The organism is Caldichromatium japonicum (assembly GCF_011290485.1).
GTDB classification, from domain to species: domain Bacteria; phylum Pseudomonadota; class Gammaproteobacteria; order Chromatiales; family Chromatiaceae; genus Thermochromatium; species Thermochromatium japonicum.
This window is the reverse complement of record NZ_CP048029.1, coordinates 1,005,102-1,026,620: the sequence shown is the minus strand read 5'-3', so window position 1 is coordinate 1,026,620 and position 21,519 is coordinate 1,005,102. Positions and strand designations below refer to the sequence as shown.

Below are 21,519 nucleotides of genomic sequence, written 5' to 3'. Positions count from 1 at the left end.
GCCACTGGCCCAGCAGGGATATTGACAAGACGGGGAAGAAGACTGGCCGCGCCCACATGGACGCGGCTAGGGGCAAGGTAGCGGATGGATCGCAACCGGCTCAGCTGGCGGGGACGATATCGATCATGATATCGACATCGACCTCTGGATGGAGATGCAGCCTAACCTCATACTCACCGAGAGAGCGGAAGACCCCCTGGGGCAGGCGAACCTCAGACTTGGCAAGCTCCAGGCCCATCTCGCGCGCAGCCTCGGCGATATCGGCAGCACCCACTGAACCAAACAGCCGTCCCTCTTCACCGGCCTTGCGCGCGATCGTCAGACGCCTGCCTTCGAATTGGGACTTACGGGTGTGGGCTGCAGCCAACGCCTCAGCAGCCGCCCGTTCCAATTCAGCGCGCCGCTCCTCAAAAGCCTTGATATTCTCCGGGGTTGCCGGGACAGCAAATCCTTTTGGGATCAAATAGTTGCGTCCATAGCCACCGCGAACCTTCACTCTATCCCCGAGCCCACCCAAATTGGTGACATTCTTCAGCAGAATGATTTCCACGTATCTCTTCCTCTCAAACGAATTGAATACAGAAGCCATGCGCCCAAAGCGCCCGCACCGGCCCCTCAGTGACGCAAAGGTTGCCCCGATACCCCATACCCCAAGTTAAACCCAACTGCAAGAAGGCGAGTACTACTTCAAGCCCAGATGAAGGAGCAAGATCACAAACCTGCTCCTACATCCACCCGCATCATGAAAACTGAGCTTATCCAGCCATCGGCCTAGAGGAGACGAGCAAGTACAACAGTGGCCCACAACCTAAGGGGTCAGGACCTATGAACCCAAAAAACGTTCGTGTATTGCCTGCGCCTAACTTGGTGCCCGCACCTAGACTATCAACCTTGCTCTATTCGCGCTTACCGAGCGCAAACTATGCGATTAGCGAGCAGTCCAGGGTCGAGACAGGCACGCGCTCTCCCTCGTCGCAACCACTGAGTCGGACCCTTAGGCATTCAGCGTCTGTGGTTCAGTGTTGATCCGTGTAAGGCAACAGCGCGAGATAGCGGGCGCGTTTGATGGCGCGTGCAAGCTGGCGCTGGTATTTAGCTGAGGTCCCGGTGATCCGGCTGGGAACGATCTTGCCTGATTCGCTGATATAAGATTTCAACAGATTGATATCTTTGTAATCGATCTCGGAGATACCTTCAGCAGTAAAACGGCAGTAGCGCTTGCGGCGAAAAAAGCGAGACATGATGATCCTCTCGGTTCATGAACAAGACGGATGCGGGATATCGACCTTAATCCTCGACCTCAGACGCCTCGAGATTCTCGCCAGACTCTTCGGCAATGGTAGCAGGCGCAGAACCGAGTTCTTCCTTGTCGAGCGTTTCTGCGCGTTCAGCGCGTTCGCGCTCCTCGTTGCTCTTGGCAAGGGGCGAGGGGTCAGTGATCGCCGATTTGCGTTTGATGATCAGATTGCGCAACACAGCATCGTTGAAGCGAAAGGCATTGGCAAGCTCATCGATGGCCGCCTGATCGCACTCGATGTTCATCAAGATATAGTGCGCCTTGTGGACCTTATTGATGGGATAGGCGAGCGGACGCCGTCCCCAATCCTCGCACCGATGCACCATGCCACCCCGCTTTTCGAGGTTGCTCCGGTAACGCTCGATCATCCCGGGCACCTGCTCGCTCTGGCTGGGATGAACCAAAAAGACCACTTCGTAATGTCGCATGACAGCTCCTTACGGATAGGCACAGCCTCCCCGACACGGGGTGAGGCAAGGAGTTTTAAAGCAGAACCAAGGATTATACTATATAACCATAAAATGTCAAAGCTAGAAATTAGCATCGACCCGCTTGCCCCCCCGCCCAGCCTGACTCAAACTGTTAGGGATTTAGCAATTTAGAATATAGGGGGATAGCGATATGGAAAATAATTTTAACTACCTGCGCCACTCCAGGCTCACCGCTAACCTCACCGATGAGCAGGTGATGGCACTGGCATCGATCGCTTACTGTCGCCGCCTTGCTGACCAAGAGATCCTGATCGAGGAAGGTAAGATCGACAACAGCCTCCATGTCATCACCGAGGGGGCGATGGCGGTCACCCATGAGCTTGGTAAGGGCGAATATGCTACGATCCACGTCCTCTCCACCGGCGACCTCGCCGGTGAATTGGGATTTATTAGCGGTCAGCCGCATACCGCAACCCTTCGTTCACTGGGGCGGACCCAGGTCTGTAGCATCGAGCGCGAAGCCTTCGAATCCTTGCTGCCCGAGCATCCCTGGCTTGTGTATCGGGTCATGCAGAACATTGTGCGGGTAAGCCAGGATATCCTAAGACGCATGAATGCCCAACATATCGAGCTGACTAAATACATCAGCCGCTCCCACGCGCTCTATTGAGCCTTGGAACGCATGGCTGCCTCGATGGTCCAATCGAGCGCATGCAATGCCTTGGTAATACACCCATCAGCCCTTATAAGGAGCTAGACATGTTCCAGAACCTTCCCAAAAACGTCGGCCCCATGGATCGTAACATCCGTCTGGCCGCAGCTGGTGTCCTGATCCTTGCCGGCCTCATGACCGGCAGCGTCATCCTTGACATCCTTGGTCTCATCGTCTTGGCCACCGGCGCCATCGGATTTTGCCCTGCCTATACGCTGTTCAAGTTCGATACCCTTAACAAGGGCAACTAAGCAGCATTCGGTCTAGGCTGAATTGGCGGCGGTCTATATCAGCCGCCGCCAGCTACCAATGACTCATAACGCGACTTTAGGGCCTCTTGTCTTAACCGCACTGCCTCAGATTCGGTCGCAATCAGGGGTGAGTCTTGCCATCCTCCGGTCTTGGAGTCGAACACCGAAAAGCGATACCCGCGCCCTACTTTGAAAACGGGCGTAACCTCGCGCCCTGCCTGCTCCAATGCCGCAAGTTTGCCAAACCCGCTGCCTGCAGAAGCCCCATGCTCCAGCGTTGGGGCGGATGATTCAAGCTTCGGATACCCCATCTCGAATTGGGTATTTTGCGGCTCGCCCTGGATGTCGGGGATCACGGTATCCACACCCGGCAAACGGGTGAGGATATAACCTGCCATCAAGGTTCCGAGCTTGACATTGTTGGTCTCGAGCGCAGTCAATAAGCGATCAGCTACAATCTGGCACCGTTGAATTCGATCTGGCAATACGATCCATTCGCGCCCCATTCGCCAGCCGCCGTCCATATCGCAGTCAAGTTGATCGAAATAATCACGCGCCCCAGCCAAGATGGCATCCGGCACCTGGACCTCATAGATCTGATCGTCGATCACGATCCTTAGGATCATTGCTTACTGCTCCCGCTGTTTGACAGATTGATAGGCGTTGTGTATCGCCTGGCAATGCCTGCCCGGGGTGCAGCCTGAGCCTCAGGCGATGCCTCACCCCCAAGTCTATCTCCCCAGGCCGATCCCCAGACGCTTTAACCGATAGCGCAATGCCAAAGAGGTGAGGCCAAGCGCCGACGCCGCTGCCTCTAGGTCCCTTTCCTGCAAGCTCAGCTCATTCGGGATACTGACCGGCACCCGATCAACCGCGATCTCATGGCGATCGGCAGTGGCCTTGCTGCTGAGAGGTTCTTGTAAATACAGATCCGCTAAGCGGATAGAGTCGCCTTCGCACAAGGCAAGGGCCCGTTCTAGGATATTTTCTAATTCGCGCACATTGCCTGGGAAAGGATAATGTTGCAACGCTGCCACGGCTTCAGCCGACAGCTTCGGACAGTGTCCAGTAGGTCGCCCCGCTGTCCGCTTGGCAAGGCGTCCAAGGATATATTCCGCGAGCTCTGGGATATCCTCAGGATGCTCGCGCAGGGCGGGCATGCGCAGCTCGATGACATTGATGCGATAAAACAGATCTTGCCGGAAACGGCCTTCCTCGACCTCGCGGACAAGATCGCGGTGACTGGCGCTGATGAGCCGGATATCGACGGAGATCTCACGTGCGGCACCGACTGGACGTACGGCCTTTTCCTGGATTGCGCGCAACAGCTTAACCTGGGCCGGAAGGGGCAACTCGGCGACCTCGTCGAGGAACAATGTTCCCCCAGCAGCGACCTGGAATAAGCCGGGCTTATCGGCAACCGCCCCGGTGAAGCTACCTTTTTTATGACCGAACAGCTCGCTCTCGACCAGGTCAGGGGGGATCGCGCCACAATTGACCGGCACAAATGAACCGCGACGATGCAGCCCTTGGGTATGGATCAGCCGCGCCGCCAACTCTTTACCCGTCCCGCTCTCACCGGTGATAAAGACCGGGGCCTGGGTGCGGGCAAGCTTGGCGATCAGGGCGCGGACCTGCTGCATGACGTTCGAGCTGCCGATCAAGGGCGTATCAGCAACACCTTCGCCTGCATCTGTTGCTAAGACAGAGCGCCCACGCAGACGCAAGGCCGCTTCGACCAGATTGCGCAGCGCGGCAAGATCGACTGGCTTAGCCACGAAGTCGAAGGCACCGGCCTTCATGGCCGCTACCGCCGATTCCATACTGCCATAGGCAGTGATCATGGCGATCGGTAGATCCGGATAGTGGGCTGCAATATGCTGGACCAGGTCTAAACCGCTGCCATCCGGCAGATTAAGGTCGCTTAAGCAAAGGTCGATGCGCTGCTGCTCGAGTTGACGCTTGGCCTCGGCCAATGTCGGCGCCGTCACTGCATCCACCCCCATCCTGGCTAGGGTGATACGGATCAGCTCCAGTAGATCGGCCTCGTCATCGACCACGAGGGCCAAGGGCTTAGGCATAGCTGGGATCAGGTCTGGATACACAGACAGTCAATGTCACTGGGCGCAGTCTATCACCATCCCAGGCCTAGCCGACACTAGGCCCCTCGCCAGCAAGCCCCATGGTCATGTCCAGGATCTCCCTGTGCGTTGGCATTGCCCGCGATCATTGGCACTAAGATGGGCGCACTTTGGTTCACCAGAAGGCCCGTCAAAAAGAGACCATGACCCCGACAGCGACCTGGCCGCCGTTGAGTCACGATTATCCATTCGATCCCACTTACGGCTATGACTTGGACGCCTTACTGCGGGTCGAACCACCACCGGAACCGCCAGGTTTTGTCGAGACCTGGCAACAGTGGTATCAGGCCGCACTTACGATCGATCCTTGCCCACAGGTGACCCGCAGCAAGGAATGCTATCCGGGCTTTCAGGTTCTCGATTGGTCCTATATTTCGACCAATGACTTTCCGATCCGCGGCTGGCTGTTATTGCCAGAGCAAGAGGCGCCGACCAAGGCACTGATCTGCGGTCACGGCTATGGCAGTCTTGTGCAGCCCGAAGGACCCTTGCCTTGCCCTGATGCGCTCTATGCCATCCCCTGTTTTCGCGGTCTTGGCCGCAGCGCTCGCCCGTCGATCTCAACCGAGCCAAGGTGGCACGTCTTACACGATATCGACAAGCCAGAGCGCTATATCTTGCGCGGTTGTGTCGAGGACCTCTGGACGGCGACAAGCGCGCTGCTCGCGCTCTATCCTTGGCTGAGCGGTCGGATCGGTTATCTCGGGATCAGCTTCGGCGGCGGTATCGGCGCCCTGGCCTTAGCCTGGGAAACGCGCATCGCCCGCGGTCATCTCAATGTCCCTACCTTCGGTCATCAGCCTTTGCGCCTGCAACTGCCGACTGCCGGCAGTGGCGCCTCGGTGCAAGACTTTATGCGCCGCCATGGCCGTCATCTCGCTGTTAACTTGTACCTTTATGATGCTGCCGTCGCCGCACGCTACATCCGCCAACCTATGCATCTAGCCCTAGCCTTGTTCGACCCCATGGTCGCCCCTCCCGGACAATTTGCGATCTACAACGCGCTCCCAGGCGAAAAGCGGCTCTTTATCCTACGCGCCGGCCATTTCGCTTATCCAGAGCGCCTCGCACAAGAACAGCAATTGCTCGCTGAATTGCAGGGCTTTTTTAAATCGCTCGGCGAGTAGGCGATAGGCATCTCGATTCAAAAGAGCCATGAACCGCGAATATCATCACTGGTACAGCCAACGTCTCGGGCGCAGGATGGAACTCCTGATCTTTGGTCATGCCGGTGCCAAGGTACTGGTATTTCCCACCCGAGACGGGCGTTTTTATGAATATGAAGATCTACGCATGGTCGAGGCACTGCGCCACAAGATCGAGGCCGGATATCTGCAACTCTATTGTGTGGACAATATCGCCTGGGAAAGCTTTTATTGCTTTTGGTGTCATCCAGCCGATCGCGTGCGCCGTTACATCGCCTACGAGGAATATATCCTCAACGAGGTCATGCCGCTGATGCAGCAGAAAAATCCACATCCCTGCACCATCGCCCATGGGCTGAGCCTCGGGGCCTTTCTCGCTGCTAATATCGCTTTTCGTCACCCGCATCTATTTCAAAAATTGTCTGCCTTTTCAGGCCGCTATGATCTAACGCTCAACGTCGAGCATTTCCGCGATCTTTTTGACGGCTGGCGCGATGACAATGTCTATTTCAATACCCCAGTGCATTACCTACCCAATCTGAATTGCCCATGGAGACTCGGACATCTGCGGCGTATGGACATCATCCTGGTCATCGGCAAAGAAGATCCATTTCTCGACAATAATCGCTATCTCAGCCGCATCCTCTGGGATAAAGGGATCGCAAATGCACTATATGAATGGGATGGCCGCGCCCACCAGGGCTATTATTGGCGGCGAATGGTACCGCTTTATATTTAATCTGCTGAAAAGCCGATTTTTAGACTTCTTGTTGCCACGTGACACCTCGATCTATCGATGCGTTCATTGCGTCGCGTCCCGAATGATTCGATCGTTTCTGGAGCAGATCGGCACGTCTTTTATTCCAGTCTTACATGACCTCGATGGGCGTGCAGGCGTTGAGCGCGGTCGGTGAACGCCTTACCATAGTCGGCGAGGATGGTGATATGCACGGCGGGCAGGACTGGATGCGGGCGGCGAGAAACGCGCGCTACCGGCGTGCTCCCGGAAGTCTTGCCCTGGACAAACACCTGAGCGCTGTGCCCGATCGATGGCCACACACAAAGAGCGGCCCCTGTTCTCATCCAGCATCTGCGGCAGCGACTTGACATCGATGTGGACAAAGCCCAGCTCATCGGCATTGAAGGTGCTGGGCTTAAGTTTGCTTGCCATAGGATGCCGCACGCTATTAGACCACCACATCGGCTCGTTATGATGCATCGTCTAAGATGTCGCGGTTCTTTTGTTGCTGGTGATCATCGGCATGCACCTCTGCCCTTTGTATGCGCGACATCCATCTTTAAAACAGGATCTCCTCATGATCAGCGAGCTTTCGATCTTTTTGCGCGCGCATCGCCGCGCAGCCCTCAAGGATCTTGCCCATCGTTTTGACGCCGACCCCGAGGCCCTGCGTGGGATGCTCGAGCTCATGGAACGCAAGGGTTTGGTGCGCAGGCTGCCGCCGGGGACGACCTGCGCCGGCTGCTGTCAATGCGACCCCGCAGCCATCGAGCTCTATGAGTGGCGGGAGTAGCATCAACCGGGGCGATCAACAGTCTCGGGTAGCGGATAGGCCCAAGACAGGTTATCTTGAGCTGCCATGGAGACCTTGGTGCGCGTGACCGATCTCAGTTGTCATTTCGGGGGACATCCGGTCTTGTCCGGGGTCAACCTTGAACTCGCCCGCGGCCAGGTAGTCGGTCTTCTAGGGCCCAATGGCGCGGGCAAGACCACTTTTCTGCGCTTGCTGAGTGGATTGCTGACCCCAGCAAGTGGGCACATCGAAGTTCTTGGGATCGACCTCAACCGCCGGCCCTTGGCCGCTAAAAGACACATCGGTTACCTACCCGAGCGCACGCAGCTCTATCCCGAGTTGCGGGTCGATGAATATCTGACCCATTGCGCACACCTGCATCGTATCCCTAGGCGCGCCATCCCCAAGGCCATTGCTGCGGCCAAGGCGCGCTGTGGCTTAAGCGCTCATGGCCGGCGGCTGATCGCTCAGCTCTCCAAGGGCTATCGCCAACGCCTCGGGCTGGCCCAGGCCATCATCCATCGCCCAGCAATCCTCTTACTTGACGAACCCACTGAGGGGCTCGACCCTTTCCAGATGCGCGCGCTACGCGCCCTGATCCGCGAGCTAGCCCAAGAATCGGGCGTCATCTTCTCAACCCACTTGTTACCAGAGGCACAAGCTGTCTGTGATCGAGTGCTGATCCTCTACGAAGGGCAGGTCCACCTGGACACCGATCTCAATACCGCCCCGCCCGATCATGTCTGGCGCATCCGCTTAGGCAACCCGATCACGGTGATGGAACTCAGTGCCTTCGCGCCGGTGATCGGTGCGCTCTCGCTTGGGCCGAATCGTTTTCAGGTCGATCTTGTGCCGGGTGCAACCTCAGCCGATCTGGCGCGCGCTATTCTCGCGGCAGGTCTGGATCTGCTTGAGCTCACGCCCGCGCGTTCTGACCTCGAGCGCGTCTTTTTTGACCTCCTCGGTGTGGAGGACCGCGCATGATCTTGGCGCTCACCGCTCGTGAGATCCGTTCTAGTCTGCTTACACCGCCTTGGTGGGTCTTGCTGACCTCCACCCAGGTTGCTCTGTCTTGGATCTTTTTACAGACCATTGAATCATTCAGTCAGCGTGGAGATGAACAGCGGCTTGCCTCACTCACTCAGGAGTTATGTCTCAATCTATTTGGATTTGCTGCGGTCCCGGTGATGTTTGCTGCACCCATCCTGGCGATGCGAATGCTGAGTACTGAGTTTCGCGACGGGACCTATGATCTGCTCGCCGCTGCACCACTCTCCCCGATCACCATCCTCTTTGGCAAGTTCGCTGCCTTAGCGATCCTGATTGCACCCTTATGCCTCTTGCCTCTCGCCAATTTGCCAGTCCTGCTGGGCAGCATCCAGCTCGATTGGGGCCAGATTGCAGGGGCCACCTTTGGGCTGTGGTGCGCCGCCTTGTTCTTTTGTGCCGTTGGGCTTTATGCCTCCAGCCGGACCGACCAGCCAGGCGCATCAGTGTTGATCGCCTTTGCAATATTGGTCTTGTTTTCGATCATTGGGCGGGCCGAGTCGCTGGTAGCACAAGACCTCTCACTCTTTGGTTGGCTATCCTGGAACAAACATCTGTTTTGGTTTTTGCTTGGGACAGTGCGCTTGAGCGATCTGGCCTATTTCGGTTTGTTTATCTTGTTTTTCTTGGCCCTCGCCCACCGCCACTTGCTCAATCGACAGCTTGGATGATCCAGCGTACGCGCCCTTATCGTCTTTTTCTTATCAGGCTCGAACGGCTGCTGGTCGATGGACTCTTTGTGCTCCTGCTCTTGGGTTGTGTGATCGCCGCCGGTTGGTTGACAGCACGCCATGATCGATATTGGGATTTAAGCCAATCGCAGGAAAACCGACTAAGCCCTGAAAGTCGCCGGATTCTCGAGCGGCTCGATTCCCCGCTGCGCCTGACCGTCTTTGCCGATCCCCAATCGTCCCTCGCCCGGCGGATCGGCCAGTTTCTAGAACGTTATCTGCGTGAACGCCCAGACCTTTCGATCCGCTATCTTGATCCGCAGCGCTTTCCTGAGCAGGCCAGGGCTGCCGAGGTTGAGCTCATGGGTCAGATCCTCATCGAATATCGGGGGCGGCGCGAGGCGCTCACCGAGATCAGTGAACACGCGCTTTCGGCAGCTATCGCTCGCCTAGAGCGCCCGCGCCAAACCTGGATCGCTGTGATTACAGGACATGGCGAGCGGGCGATCGATGGCGACGCCAGTCAAGACCTGAAGCGCTTTGGGCGAGAATTGGAAGCTATGGGTCTCATGGCACGTCCCTTGGATCTCACGAAAATCGGGGCTGTTCCGGACAATGCACGCCTGGTCATCCTGACCCAGCCCCAAAGGCCGTTGCCCCAGGTCGAGCAAATGGCTTTGATAGCATTCATCGAGCGCGGCGGATCGCTCTTGTGGTTGATGGACCCAGGGGAGCCGGTTGGTCTGGAGTCGCTTAGCAAACACCTGGGCCTCAATGTTTTGCCTGGATCGATCATTGATACTGCTGCCCGATCCCTGGGGTTTGATGTGCCGACAGCGGCAGTAATCGGCCCGGGCCAACCGTTGACCGAGGAGTTCAAGGGGCCTGCCATCCTACCCGGCGCCTTGGCTTTTGGCCTAAACACTGCGCCTCACTGGACCCTGGCTGGCGTCTTGACCACGAGCCCTGAAAGCTGGAATGAACTGGGTTCTTTGCAGGCCCCGCTGAGTCAAGACGAGGTGATCGGCGAACGCCTCGGCCCTCTGCCGGTCATCCTTGCCCTCAGCCGCCGCCTGGTCACGGGGGGCGAACAGCGCCTGGTCATCAGCGGTGATGGCGACTTTCTATCCAACGCCTATTTTGGCCGTCCAGATAATCGGGCGCTTGCTCTAGTGCTCGTCCGTTGGCTAGCTGCTGGGGAGGAGCTGCCGGAGCTTCCCCCCCCAGCCTCAGCTACCGAGCCTCTTATCCTCAGCGAAGGCCAGCGTGCCTTGATCGGGATCGGCACCCTGGTGGTCTTACCCGGTCTATTTGCGCTAGGTGGGTTTGGTCTGCGCTGGTGGCGAGTGAGGCGGTCATGAGCAAACGCTGGCTGATCAATGGGGTCCTCTTCGGGGTTTTAATCATTCTTGTAGCCCTGATCCGAGCAGAACTGGAGCGAGCGCGCTTCGTTCCTTTACTCACTGACTTGACTGCAGCAGACGTCTATCGCGTCGAGATCCTTCGCCCAGGAGAACCAGCAATCAGTTTGATCCAGACCGCGCTGGGTTGGCATTTGGAGACACCCTTTCAAATCGATGCCGAAAACGCGCGGGTCAACCGCATGCTTGGCGTCCTAGAAGCACCAGTCGAACGCAGCTTTCCCGCCCAGAGCGCTGATCTACGCGAATTAGGACTTCTTCCACCGCGTTTAAGGCTACGCATTGATGGACGCGAATTACAATTTGGCCTAACCGACCCTATCGCTAAAACACGCTACGTAGTAGCAGATGGGCTAGTCCACCTGATTCCAGATTACCTTTACCACTTACTCATTGCCCCGCCTATTGATTACGTCTCTGCCAAACTGATCCCGCTTGGTTTTGCTCCAATCTTCGGGCGCTTGGGTGAAAACCCGCTTGCTGCAGAGACCCTAAGCGCCCTTGCTGCCTTGCATGCCGAGAGGGTCGAGGTCATGTCTGAGATGTTGATAGGAACCCCCCTGGTCCTCAAGGCCGAGGATGGTACAGCTTTGGATTTCTTGGTTTCAACGGATCGTAAACGCTGGGCACGTCCAAACCAACGGCTTCTCTATGTCCTCAGTGAACCCGTCGCTCTCATGTTCGATCCCAATGTCAGCGATCCCTTTGCTGATATGCATCTTGGCAGTAACCAACGAGAGACCTTGGAGGGAGGACCGACCCCACAGTCCCCGAGTCAAACGAGCGAGCTGGGATCTCTTGCCGCCCCTCCGATTGTGCATTTGCCCCCCGATGATCACTCCTTACCCAGGATAGAGCAGGCTCCGGCCCTATATGATGAACCCAATAAGCCCGTCCCCAATGGTCTAGGACAAGATCCTTTTGCCCCTGAGCCCAATCTAGAATCTAGCCCGATCCATTAGCTTATTGATCCGAAACCAATGAACTTGTATTACGCGGCATCATGAAGCTTGGGATGCTGGAAGTAGCGCATGATGCGTTGGGGGGAATTGAGAAGGCGGCGCAGGTGGCTGACGGTCGCCTTCTTCAGATCGCCCTTGGCGCGGGAGGGCGCCTGCGCGGTGATGATGGCCTTGAGCATCTCGTTGGGGTTCAGTGCTGGGCTGTAGGGGGGGAGGGAGGAGGCCTCGATTTGATTGGCGCATGCAGCCAGCCACGCCTTGACCGGCTTGGTGTGATGCACGTGCAGGTTGTCGAGGATGAGGAAGATCTTCTTGCCCCTGGCGTCCTTGACGAGCCGCTTCATGAAGTCGATCAGGATGTCGGCGTTCATCGCCCCCGCGAACGCCTTCCAAGGCACCTTGCCGCGGTTGGTCAGCGTCGAGATCACCGACAGGCCTTCGCGACGGTGCGTGACGCGAATCTCGGGCGTCTTGATCGCCGGCGCATAAGAGCGCCCGCGCACCTCGTCCGAGCGCAACCCCGTTTCATCGCCCCAGTGGATTTCGGCGCCCTCGGCCTTGGCGCGCCGGGCAATGTCCGGGTAGGTCTCCTCAAGCCACGTCTTGCCCGCCGGCGGGCTTTGCTCATAGGCGCGCCGAATCGGTTTCTGGGGCGTCAATCCCCAGCGCGCCATGTACTTGCCCTCCCCCTGCGGCCTGAGCTCGATGCCAAAACAGCCGAGGATCAACTGCCGCACCGCCTGCCGGCTCCACAGCGCAAACGGCAGCTTCAGCTGATCCGGTGTCCCGTCGCACATGAGCTTGCGTATCTGGGCGTCCTGCTCCGCCAACAGCGCCCGCTTCTCACCCACCTTGCACCCACCCCCCTTTCCCTTGGGCCCCTTCGCGCCCATAGCCTTTGCAGATGTCGAACACCCCTGCGCCCAACAATCCCCTCTGCGCGCCTATCGCTTCATACCTCCAGCCACGCCGCCGCTCTTCGCGCGCCGCAAACGACAGCAATCTCATGTCTCGTCTTTCCATGCCCACGACATCTGGACAGCTCACTCAATTTCAAAAGCATGTGTTTCTTATCAATAATCTATAGCCCTATGCCTGAAAGCCCTATGCCTGAATTGCCAGAGGTCGAAACGACGCGGCGGGGCCTCCTCCCCCATATTGAGGGTCAAACGATCATTAAACTACTGGTGCGCGAATACAGGTTGCGACAACCTATCCCCTTTGATCTAGGTGAGCGGCTCGAAGGGCAGACGATTACAGCAGTGATAAGACGGGGAAAATATCTCATCATAGGCCTTCATCAAGGCAGCCTATTAATCCATCTCGGGATGTCAGGCAGCTTACGCATCGTCGAGGATAAACACCCCTATCTCCCACATGACCATGTAGAATTCCTCTTAGCCAATGGAAAATGGCTGCGTTTCCACGACCCGCGACGCTTTGGGCTGTTCTCTTGGATACCACAGACACCCGAACAAGCAATTAGCGAACACCCATTGCTTTGTAGGCTTGGGCCTGAACCTTTTGCCAATGAGTTTGATGGCGAATATCTCTGGCGAATTGGCCGTCGGCGTTGCAGCGCTGTTAAACCATTCATCATGGATGGGCGGGTAGTGGTGGGGGTTGGGAATATCTACGCCACCGAATCCCTTTTTCAAAGCCGCATTCATCCTGCATATCCTTGCAATCAGATCGACTTGGACGGCTATCAGCGTCTAGCCGAGAACATTCGCCTTGTGTTGCTCGCAGCTATTGAACAAGGAGGGACGACGCTGCGCGATTTTGTCAGCGAGTCCGGTGCGCCAGGTTATTTTAGGCAATCGCTTATGGTCTATGGTCGTTCTGGGGAATTTTGCAAACGCTGTGGTGGATTGATCGAGGGGGTGCGTCTTTCAGGGCGCATGAGTTGTTATTGTTCTGGGTGTCAAGTGTGGTGGGGTAGATCTTGAGGGGGTATAGAGGTGGGGGGATGTATTGTGGGGGGAAGGAGTGGTTGTAGGGGTTAGGAAAGCAAAAACCCCTTCTAGCTGAGGGAAGGGGTTTTTGTGGAGGGGTCCCTGGCGGTGACCGAGGTTGGCCTGGCTTTGGGGCCAGACTAGGATAGGCGAGGGCGTGTTTCACGTCTGAGTTCGGTATGGGATCAGGTGGGGCCACGTCTCTATAGCCGCCAGGGGGTAACTGGTGGGGTGGTATGTGGGGTGTGTGGGTAGCTGTGCTTGGGTGTTATATGGTCAAGCCGCACGGTTGATTAGGACGGGTTAGCTGCATGCGTTGCCGCACTTCTACATCCCGCCTATTGACGTCGTGGTCTACGACGGACCTTGAGGGGCTTAATGAGCCCGGGAGACCTAATCTTGGGGGGGGCTTCCCGCTTAGATGCTGTCAGCGGTTATCCCGTCCGCACATAGCTACCCGGCGATGCCACTGGCGTGACAACCGGAACACCAGGGGTGCGTCCACGCCGGTCCTCTCGTACTAGGCGCAGCGTCCCGCAAGTCTCCAACGCCCACGGCAGATAGGGACCGAACTGTCTCACGACGTTCTAAACCCAGCTCGCGTACCACTTTAAATGGCGAACAGCCATACCCTTGGGACCGACTACAGCCCCAGGATGTGATGAGCCGACATCGAGGTGCCAAACACCGCCGTCGATATGAACTCTTGGGCGGTATCAGCCTGTTATCCCCGGAGTACCTTTTATCCGTTGCGCGATGGCCCGTCCATTAGGAACCACCGGATCACTAAGACCTGCTTTCGCACCTGCTCGACTTGTCTGTCTCGCAGTTAAGCACCCTTGTGCCTTTGCACTCTAACGGTGGATGTCCGACCCACCTGAGGGTACCTTCGTGCTCCTCCGTTACCTTTTGGGAGGAGACCGCCCCAGTCAAACTACCCACCATGCACGGTCCCTGCCCCGGATCACGGGGCGAGGTTAGAACGGCGAACCAGCCAGGGTGGTATTTCAAGGTCGGCTCCACGGCAACTGGCGTCGCCGCTTCATCGCCTCCCACCTATCCTACACAAGCTGCTTCAACGTTCAGTGCAAAGCTATAGTCAAGGTTCACGGGGTCTTTCCGTCTAGCCGCGGGTACACTGCATCTTCACAGCGAGTTCAATTTCACTGAGTCTCGGGTGGAGACAGTGCCGCCATCGTTACGCCATTCGTGCAGGTCGGAACTTACCCGACAAGGAATTTCGCTACCTTAGGACCGTTATAGTTACGGCCGCCGTTTACCGGGGCTTCGCTCAAGAGCTTCGCCTTGCGGCTGACCCCATCACTTAACCTTCCGGCACCGGGCAGGCGTCACACCCTATACGTCCGCTTACGCGTTGGCAGAGTGCTGTGTTTTTAATAAACAGTCGCAGCGGCCTGGTCACTGCGGCCCCCCTCAGCTCCACCCGCAGGGGGCTTTACCTACTAGGGGCGCACCTTCTCCCGAAGTTACGGTGCCATTTTGCCTAGTTCCTTCACCCGAGTTCTCTCATGCGCCTTGGGATACTCTCCCCACCCACCTGTGTCGGTTTCGGGTACGGGCACTGCCCACCTGAAGCTTAGAGGCTTTTCTCGGAAGCAGGGCATCACGCACTTCGCCATTTGGCTCGGCATCACGTCTCAGTATTAATCCCCCGGATTTGCCTAAGGGATCTACCTAAGCGCTTAAACCAGGACAACCAACACCTGGCTGCGTTAGCCGTCTTCGTCCCCCCATCGCAGTGAACAGCGGTGCCGGAATCTTAACCGGCTTCCCATCGACTACGCCTCTCGGCCTCGCCTTAGGGTCCGACTCACCCTGCGCCGATGACCGTTGCGCAGGAACCCTTGGGTTTGCGGCGTCGGGGTCTTTCACCCCGATAGTCGTTACTCATGTCAGCATTCGCACTTCCGATACCTCCAGCAGACCTTACGATCCACCTTCACCGGCTTACGGAACGCTCCCCTACCCTGCTCTACAGCAGCCGCAGCTTCGGTAGAGATCTTCATAGCCCCGTTACATCTTCCGCGCCGACCGACTCGACCAGTGAGCTATTACGCTTTCTTTAAAGGGTGGCTGCTTCTAAGCCAACCTCCTGGCTGTCTGGGCCTTCCGACATCGTTTCCCACTGAGACCTCATTTGGGGACCTTAGCTGGCGGTCTGGGTTGTTGCCCTCTCGACGACGGATGTTAGCACCCGCCGTCTGTCTCCCGTGTTGCACTTCTGCGTATTCGGAGTTTGCCTCGGGTTGGTAAGCCGGGATGGCCCCCGAGCCGAAACAGTGCTCTACCCCACAGAGTGATCACACGAGGCGCTACCTCAATAGCTTTCGGGGAGAACCAGCTATCTCCGAGCTTGCTTAGCCTTTCACTCCAACCCACAGCTCATCCGAAGCTTTTTCAACAGCTCCCGGTTCGGGCCTCCAGTCGGCGTTACCCGACTTTCACCCTGGCCATGGGTAGATCGCCCGGTTTCGGGTCTACGCCCAGCGACTCAACGCCCTCTTCAGACTCGCTTTCGCTACGCCTCCCCTACTCGGTTAAGCTTGCCACTGAGCAGTAACTCGCTGACCCATTATACAAAAGGTACGCCGTCACCCCCGCAGGGGCTCCGACTGCTTGTACGCACACGGTTTCAGGTTCTATTTCACTCCCCTCACCGGGGTTCTTTTCGCCTTTCCCTCACGGTACTGGTCCACTATCGGTCGGTTGGGAGTATTGAGCCTTGGAGGATGGTCCCCCCGTTTTCAGACAGGATTACACGTGTCCCGCCTTACTCGTGTTCACAACAGCAGCGTTTTCAGGTACTGGGCTGTCACCATCTCTGGCGCGCCTTTCCAGACGCTTCCCCTAACCCTACCGTCGCTTCTTGGGCTCGTCCCCTTTCGCTCGCCACTACTCAGGGAATCTCGGTTGATGTCTGTTCCTCTAGGTACTGAGATGTTTCAGTTCCCCAGGTTCGCCTCTCGACCCTATGGATTCAGATCAAGATGCCTGGCTTTCACCAGGCGGGTTGCCCCATTCGGAAATCCCCGGATCATTGCTCGCTTGCCAGCTCCCCGAGGCTTTGCGCAGGCTGCCACGTCCTTCATCGCCTCCAACCGCCTAGGCATCCACCGTGTGCGCTTACTTCGCTTGACCATATAACCCCAAGCACAGCTGCATGCCTCGCGCATACAACTTCACACACACACCTTCACCACCTTGTCAAAGAACTCTCTCCAGAAAACGCTCTACCGCGCTTCCTCTCTAACCTTCCACACCACGCTGGTGGAGCCAGGGAGCCTCGAACTCCCGACCTCCTGCGTGCAAAGCAGGCGCTCTCCCAACTGAGCTATGGCCCCGTGTCCGCCTCCCCAATGGTGGGTCTGGCTGGATTTGAACCAGCGACCTCACCCTTATCAGGGGTGCGCTCTGACCACCTGAGCTACAGACCCGCGCCCCACCGCACATAACAGGGCATGATGCTTGCTGTGGAGGCTCGCCGTGTCTCCCCTGACTCAAGGCATTGCCTTCCCAATCATATGTAAGGAGGTGATCCAGCCGCAGGTTCCCCTACGGCTACCTTGTTACGACTTCACCCCAGTCATTGACCACACCGTGGTCGGCACCCCCCTTCCGGTTCAGCCACCGCCTTCTGGTGCAGCCAACTCCCATGGTGTGACGGGCGGTGTGTACAAGGCCCGGGAACGGATTCACCGCGGCATGCTGATCCGCGATTACTAGCGATTCCGACTTCATGCAGTCGAGTTGCAGACTGCAATCCGGACTACGAGGAGTTTTTTGGGATTGGCTCCGCGTCGCCGCTTCGCAACCCTCTGTACCCCCCATTGTAGCACGTGTGTAGCCCAGCCCATAAGGGCCATGATGACTTGACGTCATCCCCACCTTCCTCCGGTTTCACACCGGCAGTCTCCCTCGAGTCCCCGGCTTGACCCGCTGGCAACGAGGGACAAGGGTTGCGCTCGTTACGGGACTTAACCCAACATCTCACGACACGAGCTGACGACAGCCATGCAGCACCTGTCTCTACGCTCCCAAAGGCACCCCCACCTCTCGGCAGGATTCGTAGGATGTCAAGGGCTGGTAAGGTTCTTCGCGTTGCATCGAATTAAACCACATGCTCCACCGCTTGTGCGGGCCCCCGTCAATTCCTTTGAGTTTTAACCTTGCGGCCGTACTCCCCAGGCGGTCGACTTACCGCGTTAGCTGCACCACACACCCCTATACAGAAGCGTACGGCTAGTCGACATCGTTTACAGCGTGGACTACCAGGGTATCTAATCCTGTTTGCTCCCCACGCTTTCGCGCCTCAGCGTCAGTCTGCAGCCAGGGGGCCGCCTTCGCCACCGGTGTTCCTCCCGATCTCTACGCATTTCACCGCTACACCGGGAATTCCACCCCCCTCTCCGCGACTCTAGTTCACCAGTCTCAACTGCCGTTCCCAGGTTAAGCCCAGGGCTTTCACAGCTGACTTGATCAACCGCCTACGCGCCCTTTACGCCCAGTAAGTCCGATTAACGCTCGCACCCTCCGTATTACCGCGGCTGCTGGCACGGAGTTAGCCGGTGCTTCTTCTGTGGGTAACGTCAACCTAAGGTCACCCCCAGGCTTCTTCCCCACCGAAAGGGCTTTACAACCCGCAGGCCGTCTTCACCCACGCGGCATCGCTGGATCAGGCTTGCGCCCATTGTCCAAGATTCCCCACTGCTGCCTCCCGTAGGAGTCTGGGCCGTGTCTCAGTCCCAGTGTGGCTGATCATCCTCTCAGACCAGCTACCGATCGTCGCCTTGGTAGGCTTTTACCCCACCAACTAGCTAATCGGACATGGGCTCATCTAGCAGCAGACGCCTCTCAGCGCCCTTTCCCCCTCAGGGTCCATGCGGTATTAGCCCAAGTTTCCCCAGGTTGTCCCCCACTGCTAGGCAGATTCCCATGCATTACTCACCCGTCCGCCACTCGCCACCCAGAGAGCTCATCACTCCCCCGTGCTGCCGTCCGACTTGCATGTGTTAAGCGTGCCGCCAGCGTTCAATCTGAGCCAGGATCAAACTCTTCTTTTCAACTCTCACCTTCACAGTCAATACCTCTCCCCACCATCACCACCGCACCTACTCAGCACAGCAGTCATAGCAGGCCAGCATCAACACGACCAACCCCCACACCAAGCATCTCACCCCAACTTCTTAAAGATCTCCAACACCCCACCGCACCACCTCAGCCCTAAAAAACCTCAGCAGCACCGCAGAGAACGCGCATTCTAGCTACCCAAAAAAATATGTCAAGAGGTAGGAACAAGAAATTGCCAGAAGGCGTTTGCGCACGTTAGAGCCAATGCAGAGAACAGGCCCGCCAGTATGTCATCGAGCATGATGCCTAGACCACCGTGCAGACGCGCATCGATGAGGCGGATCGGCCAGGGTTTCCAGATATCGAACAGGCGAAAGGTTAAAAATCCAGCCAAGATCCACAGCCAGCCCCAGGCACCAGTCAACCATGCGCTCGGCACCACCGACATGGTGATGAAAAAGCCGACGAACTCATCCCAAACGATCGCAGCAGGGTCCTTGGCGCCAAGCTCTCGAGCGGTCAGATCACAGGCCCAAACACCAACCAGTGTAAAAACCGCTACCAACAGGAGATAAAGGGGCCAGGATAATTGGATCATGAGGAGATAAAGCGGGATGGCTGCCAGGGTCCCGAAGGTCCCTGGGGCCCTGGGGGCAAGACCAGAACCTAGGCCGAAGGCAATCCAATGATGTAGCTTGTGTGCGTCAAAACCCTTGATTGATATCTTGAGCGTGGGCATGACAGCTACCTATGCGTTTCAGACAAAGGGCTAGGTGTCCATCCTGGATAACACATTGTACCGCCCGCAGTTGATTGGACACTGATTTGCAGCTCATGCGGCCTTCTGGAGGGCATAAGCCTGCCGGGCTTCAACACGCCATTGGTCTGGGGCTCAGCAACAAAGGCGAGGCTCTGGTCGATACCCCAGAACGCGATCTGTTTTAGGAAGTCGTCGGCGGTGTATTGCGTGCCATGATCCATGCGCAGCTTGAGCCCCTTACCGGCGTAGGCGGCGGTAGTGCTGAACTCGGCCTGAAGCCCTATGGATACTGACACAGCAGGCGTCGACGGTCTGGATGCGGATGCCGTCGGTGCCCCACATCTGGTTCGGCGCCTCGGCCTGGATCGACCCATCGTGGGCAGAGGGCGAACCCTGCGGTACCCGGTGCGGCGACAGCAAGGCGTTCTCGCGCATCAGGCGGCAGACGCGATCCTTGGACACGCGGATGCCAGAAAGGATGCGCAGCCGCGCCCCGACCTTGCGATGGCCTTCGCCGACGAACGGCGAAGCTTCTAGGTCAGCTCGAATGGCGGCCAGTAGGTCGACGTCAGAAATCTTCGGCTTCGGTCCGCGCCGCGTCGGATGCAGCAGAACCACCTTGGCGCTCTCTCTGGACTGCTGGGCGTCAAGGGTCGAGCGGGCGAACTCCAGTACCCGGCGAGATCATCTGGCTCATCGCAACGACCTCCTGCCGACCCAAGGACGCTTCGCCTGCCTTTCCTTGCGCAGGATCTCGACTTGCATCACCAACTCGCCAATGCGCCAGTTGGCATCATCGCGTTGTTTCTCAACCGGATCGTTCTCGCCTTCCTTGAGCCCTGCATCGATCCCCGCCAGCGCCCGGTCGCGCCACTCCTCCAGCCGGTATATCGGCACCGCCAGCTCACGCAACAGGGCATCCACCAATTCGCCCCACAGCAGGCGCAGCACGACTTGTTTCTTCCGCCCCGACGACCAGCGCTTGACCTCGCCCGCCGCGCTACGCGCCCCTTCCAGCGCACCCAGCGCAACCCCACCACCCTCACTCTCATTCAGCATTTCCCGCTCCTTCTTCACACACGTCTATTTACCCCAATTGCGTGTCCAAAAGAATTGCGGGCAGGGCAATGGGCTTAGCCAGGATGGATAGCGGTAAAATGATCATAGCCGCGAGCTGCAATCAGGCTTCGCCCCCCGTTGGGTAGGTGCGCCTCGATTCCTAGAGCGGATCTTATCCAACCGACCCTAGCCAAGGGCACACCAAGGGTGGTAGCTAAAACCTCGACCATCTCGATGCGATCCGGCGGCACACAGACGCATAATTCATAATCGTCGCCACCCTGTAGAGGCAACGACCAATCCCTACTTTCAGCCACTGCCTCTGCTACCCGGGGCGAAAGCGGCAGGTGCTTGAGTTCAAGCTCAGCCCCCACACCTGATGCCTCCAGGATATGACCGAGATCGCCGGCTAAACCATCCGAGAGATCGATCGCCGCCGAGGCGATGCCGCGCAGATGCAGACCCAGCGCCACCCTCGGCTCGGGGAGATCGAGCCGCTGTTGAAGCTCAGAAGGGATCTCCTTGCCGTCCTGTCTGAGACGTAGCGCAAGCGCTGAATCGCCCAGCGTCCCACTGACAAAGATGGCATCTCCGGGACGCGCCCCGGCGCGGCGTATTGCCATATCCTGCGGGACCAGGCCGTGGACCTGGACCGTCACGCTCAAGGGACCGCGGGTCGTGTCGCCCCCGACGAGACGAACGCCATAGACATCGGCCAGGCACCCAAACCCCAAGGCGAAGGCATGCACCCAGTCCAGATCGAGGTCTGGCAGCGTCAGGGCCAGGGTCGCCCAGACCGGCTCTGCACCCATCGCCGCCAGGTCGCTCAAACCTACAGCGAGCGCCTTATGACCCAGGGATGCGGGATCGACGTCGGGAAAAAAGTGTACCCCGACATTGAGGGTATCGATGCTGACGGCCAGCATCTGATCAGGCGGAACCGAGAGCAAAGCGCAGTCATCGCCCACACCGAGTGAAACATCGGCGCGCGCTGCCCCCAGGTCGGAGAAATAACGGCGAATCAGCTCGAATTCGGACAAGGCTAGA

19 protein-coding genes, 2 tRNA genes, 3 rRNA genes and 2 pseudogenes are annotated in these 21,519 nt (G+C 57.8%); 10 read left to right on the top strand and 16 right to left on the bottom strand.

What is annotated here, in order from left to right; translation table 11 throughout:
* Positions 1–100: 100 nt before the first annotated feature.
* The 3 genes from rplI to rpsF all read right to left on the bottom strand — a co-directional run bounded on the left by rplI (position 101) and on the right by rpsF (position 1,725).
* Positions 101–550, bottom strand: coding sequence for a 50S ribosomal protein L9 (gene rplI / locus GWK36_RS05090; RefSeq protein WP_166270223.1), 450 nt, complete (start codon positions 548–550; stop codon positions 101–103).
* A gap of 466 nt (positions 551–1,016) precedes the next feature.
* Complete coding sequence (gene rpsR / locus GWK36_RS05085) at positions 1,017–1,241, bottom strand: 30S ribosomal protein S18 (protein WP_166270222.1); 225 nt, start codon at positions 1,239–1,241, stop codon at positions 1,017–1,019.
* 46 nt (positions 1,242–1,287) lie between these two features.
* Positions 1,288–1,725: a 30S ribosomal protein S6 gene (rpsF, locus tag GWK36_RS05080; RefSeq protein ID WP_166270221.1), complete on the bottom strand. Its 438-nt coding sequence runs from the start codon at positions 1,723–1,725 to the stop codon at positions 1,288–1,290.
* 193 nt (positions 1,726–1,918) lie between these two features.
* On the opposite strand from rpsF, the gene GWK36_RS05075 reads away from it, so the two are divergent.
* Positions 1,919–2,398 (top strand): cyclic nucleotide-binding domain-containing protein, encoded by a 480-nt coding sequence (locus tag GWK36_RS05075; protein WP_166270220.1) that lies wholly within the window; start codon positions 1,919–1,921, stop codon positions 2,396–2,398.
* Between the two features lie 89 nt (positions 2,399–2,487).
* On the top strand, positions 2,488–2,691 hold the full coding sequence (locus GWK36_RS05070; protein ID WP_166270219.1) for a YgaP family membrane protein: 204 nt from the start codon (positions 2,488–2,490) through the stop codon (positions 2,689–2,691).
* A gap of 38 nt (positions 2,692–2,729) precedes the next feature.
* On the opposite strand, the gene GWK36_RS05065 is transcribed toward GWK36_RS05070, so the two are convergent.
* Together GWK36_RS05065 and GWK36_RS05060 are read right to left on the bottom strand one after the other, a co-directional pair.
* A complete protein-coding gene (locus GWK36_RS05065; protein ID WP_166270218.1) occupies positions 2,730–3,317 on the bottom strand; it encodes a hypothetical protein in 588 nt (195 codons plus the stop codon).
* A gap of 105 nt (positions 3,318–3,422) precedes the next feature.
* Positions 3,423–4,772, bottom strand: a complete 1,350-nt coding sequence (locus GWK36_RS05060) for a sigma-54-dependent transcriptional regulator (RefSeq protein ID WP_166270217.1) — start codon at positions 4,770–4,772, stop codon at positions 3,423–3,425.
* Between the two features lie 203 nt (positions 4,773–4,975).
* On the opposite strand from GWK36_RS05060, the gene GWK36_RS05055 reads away from it, so the two are divergent.
* Positions 4,976–5,959, top strand: coding sequence for an acetylxylan esterase (locus tag GWK36_RS05055; protein ID WP_166270216.1), 984 nt, complete (start codon positions 4,976–4,978; stop codon positions 5,957–5,959).
* 28 nt (positions 5,960–5,987) lie between these two features.
* A complete protein-coding gene (locus tag GWK36_RS05050) occupies positions 5,988–6,716 on the top strand; it encodes an esterase family protein (RefSeq protein WP_166270215.1) in 729 nt (242 codons plus the stop codon).
* A 274-nt stretch (positions 6,717–6,990) separates the two neighbouring features.
* Here the strand turns inward: GWK36_RS05050 and GWK36_RS15300 are convergent.
* Positions 6,991–7,121, bottom strand: a pseudogene (locus GWK36_RS15300) (IS481 family transposase); the annotation flags it as partial.
* 172 nt (positions 7,122–7,293) lie between these two features.
* On the opposite strand from GWK36_RS15300, the gene GWK36_RS05040 reads away from it, so the two are divergent.
* The 5 genes from GWK36_RS05040 to GWK36_RS05020 all read left to right on the top strand — a co-directional run bounded on the left by GWK36_RS05040 (position 7,294) and on the right by GWK36_RS05020 (position 11,610).
* On the top strand, positions 7,294–7,509 hold the full coding sequence (locus GWK36_RS05040; protein WP_246237695.1) for a FeoC-like transcriptional regulator: 216 nt from the start codon (positions 7,294–7,296) through the stop codon (positions 7,507–7,509).
* Positions 7,510–7,593: 84 nt separating this feature from the next.
* Positions 7,594–8,493: an ABC transporter ATP-binding protein gene (locus GWK36_RS05035; RefSeq protein ID WP_246237693.1), complete on the top strand. Its 900-nt coding sequence runs from the start codon at positions 7,594–7,596 to the stop codon at positions 8,491–8,493.
* Positions 8,490–9,227, top strand: coding sequence for an ABC transporter permease (locus tag GWK36_RS05030; protein WP_166270212.1), 738 nt, complete (start codon positions 8,490–8,492; stop codon positions 9,225–9,227). Before GWK36_RS05035 ends, GWK36_RS05030 begins: the two co-directional genes overlap by 4 nt.
* Entirely contained in the window at positions 9,224–10,588 is a 1,365-nt protein-coding gene (locus tag GWK36_RS05025) for a GldG family protein (protein WP_166270211.1), read from the top strand. The genes GWK36_RS05030 and GWK36_RS05025 overlap by 4 nt, the downstream gene beginning before the upstream one ends.
* Positions 10,585–11,610: a hypothetical protein gene (locus tag GWK36_RS05020; RefSeq protein WP_166270210.1), complete on the top strand. Its 1,026-nt coding sequence runs from the start codon at positions 10,585–10,587 to the stop codon at positions 11,608–11,610. The genes GWK36_RS05025 and GWK36_RS05020 overlap by 4 nt, the downstream gene beginning before the upstream one ends.
* A gap of 29 nt (positions 11,611–11,639) precedes the next feature.
* On the opposite strand, the pseudogene GWK36_RS05015 reads toward GWK36_RS05020, so the two are convergent.
* A pseudogene (locus GWK36_RS05015) lies at positions 11,640–12,633 on the bottom strand (IS630 family transposase).
* Between the two features lie 83 nt (positions 12,634–12,716).
* On the opposite strand from GWK36_RS05015, the gene mutM reads away from it, so the two are divergent.
* A complete protein-coding gene (gene mutM / locus GWK36_RS05010) occupies positions 12,717–13,559 on the top strand; it encodes a bifunctional DNA-formamidopyrimidine glycosylase/DNA-(apurinic or apyrimidinic site) lyase (RefSeq protein WP_166270209.1) in 843 nt (280 codons plus the stop codon).
* 106 nt (positions 13,560–13,665) lie between these two features.
* Here the strand turns inward: mutM and rrf are convergent.
* From rrf to thiL, 9 genes are all read right to left on the bottom strand, one after another.
* Positions 13,666–13,782: ribosomal RNA gene (rrf, locus tag GWK36_RS05005) — 5S ribosomal RNA — on the bottom strand.
* Positions 13,783–13,837: 55 nt separating this feature from the next.
* Positions 13,838–16,724 (bottom strand): 23S ribosomal RNA (locus GWK36_RS05000).
* Between the two features lie 127 nt (positions 16,725–16,851).
* A tRNA-Ala gene (locus tag GWK36_RS04995) sits at positions 16,852–16,927 on the bottom strand.
* Positions 16,928–16,943: 16 nt separating this feature from the next.
* Positions 16,944–17,020 (bottom strand) — tRNA-Ile (locus tag GWK36_RS04990).
* Between the two features lie 90 nt (positions 17,021–17,110).
* Positions 17,111–18,646: ribosomal RNA gene (locus tag GWK36_RS04985) — 16S ribosomal RNA — on the bottom strand.
* Together the 16S, 23S and 5S rRNA genes with 2 tRNA genes alongside form the textbook arrangement of a ribosomal RNA operon.
* A gap of 218 nt (positions 18,647–18,864) precedes the next feature.
* Positions 18,865–19,392 carry a phosphatidylglycerophosphatase A family protein gene (locus GWK36_RS04980; RefSeq protein ID WP_166270208.1) on the bottom strand — a complete coding sequence of 176 codons (528 nt, stop codon included), beginning with the start codon at positions 19,390–19,392 and terminating at the stop codon, positions 18,865–18,867.
* A 258-nt stretch (positions 19,393–19,650) separates the two neighbouring features.
* Positions 19,651–20,031: an IS3 family transposase gene (locus tag GWK36_RS04975; protein ID WP_166270028.1), complete on the bottom strand. Its 381-nt coding sequence runs from the start codon at positions 20,029–20,031 to the stop codon at positions 19,651–19,653.
* A gap of 75 nt (positions 20,032–20,106) precedes the next feature.
* Positions 20,107–20,472, bottom strand: coding sequence for an IS3 family transposase (locus GWK36_RS04970; protein WP_166270207.1), 366 nt, complete (start codon positions 20,470–20,472; stop codon positions 20,107–20,109).
* A gap of 74 nt (positions 20,473–20,546) precedes the next feature.
* Entirely contained in the window at positions 20,547–21,512 is a 966-nt protein-coding gene (gene thiL, locus GWK36_RS04965; protein ID WP_166270206.1) for a thiamine-phosphate kinase, read from the bottom strand.
* Between the last annotated feature and the right edge of the window lie 7 nt (positions 21,513–21,519).

Bases quoted from the DNA above. Each gene is read 5' to 3' on its own strand.
- GWK36_RS05055 (WP_166270216.1), top strand. From the start codon at position 4,976: ATGACCCCGACAGCGACCTGGCCGCCGTTGAGTCACGATTATCCATTC.
- GWK36_RS05050 (WP_166270215.1), top strand. From the start codon at position 5,988: ATGAACCGCGAATATCATCACTGGTACAGCCAACGTCTCGGGCGCAGG.
- GWK36_RS05040 (WP_246237695.1), top strand. From the start codon at position 7,294: ATGATCAGCGAGCTTTCGATCTTTTTGCGCGCGCATCGCCGCGCAGCC.
- GWK36_RS05060 (WP_166270217.1), bottom strand. From the start codon at position 4,772: ATGCCTAAGCCCTTGGCCCTCGTGGTCGATGACGAGGCCGATCTACTG.
- GWK36_RS05075 (WP_166270220.1), top strand. From the start codon at position 1,919: ATGGAAAATAATTTTAACTACCTGCGCCACTCCAGGCTCACCGCTAAC.
- GWK36_RS05070 (WP_166270219.1), top strand. From the start codon at position 2,488: ATGTTCCAGAACCTTCCCAAAAACGTCGGCCCCATGGATCGTAACATC.
- GWK36_RS05065 (WP_166270218.1), bottom strand. From the start codon at position 3,317: ATGATCCTAAGGATCGTGATCGACGATCAGATCTATGAGGTCCAGGTG.
- GWK36_RS04980 (WP_166270208.1), bottom strand. From the start codon at position 19,392: ATGCCCACGCTCAAGATATCAATCAAGGGTTTTGACGCACACAAGCTA.
- GWK36_RS05020 (WP_166270210.1), top strand. From the start codon at position 10,585: ATGAGCAAACGCTGGCTGATCAATGGGGTCCTCTTCGGGGTTTTAATC.
- GWK36_RS05025 (WP_166270211.1), top strand. From the start codon at position 9,224: ATGATCCAGCGTACGCGCCCTTATCGTCTTTTTCTTATCAGGCTCGAA.
- rpsR (WP_166270222.1), bottom strand. From the start codon at position 1,241: ATGTCTCGCTTTTTTCGCCGCAAGCGCTACTGCCGTTTTACTGCTGAA.
- GWK36_RS05030 (WP_166270212.1), top strand. From the start codon at position 8,490: ATGATCTTGGCGCTCACCGCTCGTGAGATCCGTTCTAGTCTGCTTACA.
- mutM (WP_166270209.1), top strand. From the start codon at position 12,717: ATGCCTGAATTGCCAGAGGTCGAAACGACGCGGCGGGGCCTCCTCCCC.
- GWK36_RS04970 (WP_166270207.1), bottom strand. From the start codon at position 20,472: ATGCTGAATGAGAGTGAGGGTGGTGGGGTTGCGCTGGGTGCGCTGGAA.
- rpsF (WP_166270221.1), bottom strand. From the start codon at position 1,725: ATGCGACATTACGAAGTGGTCTTTTTGGTTCATCCCAGCCAGAGCGAG.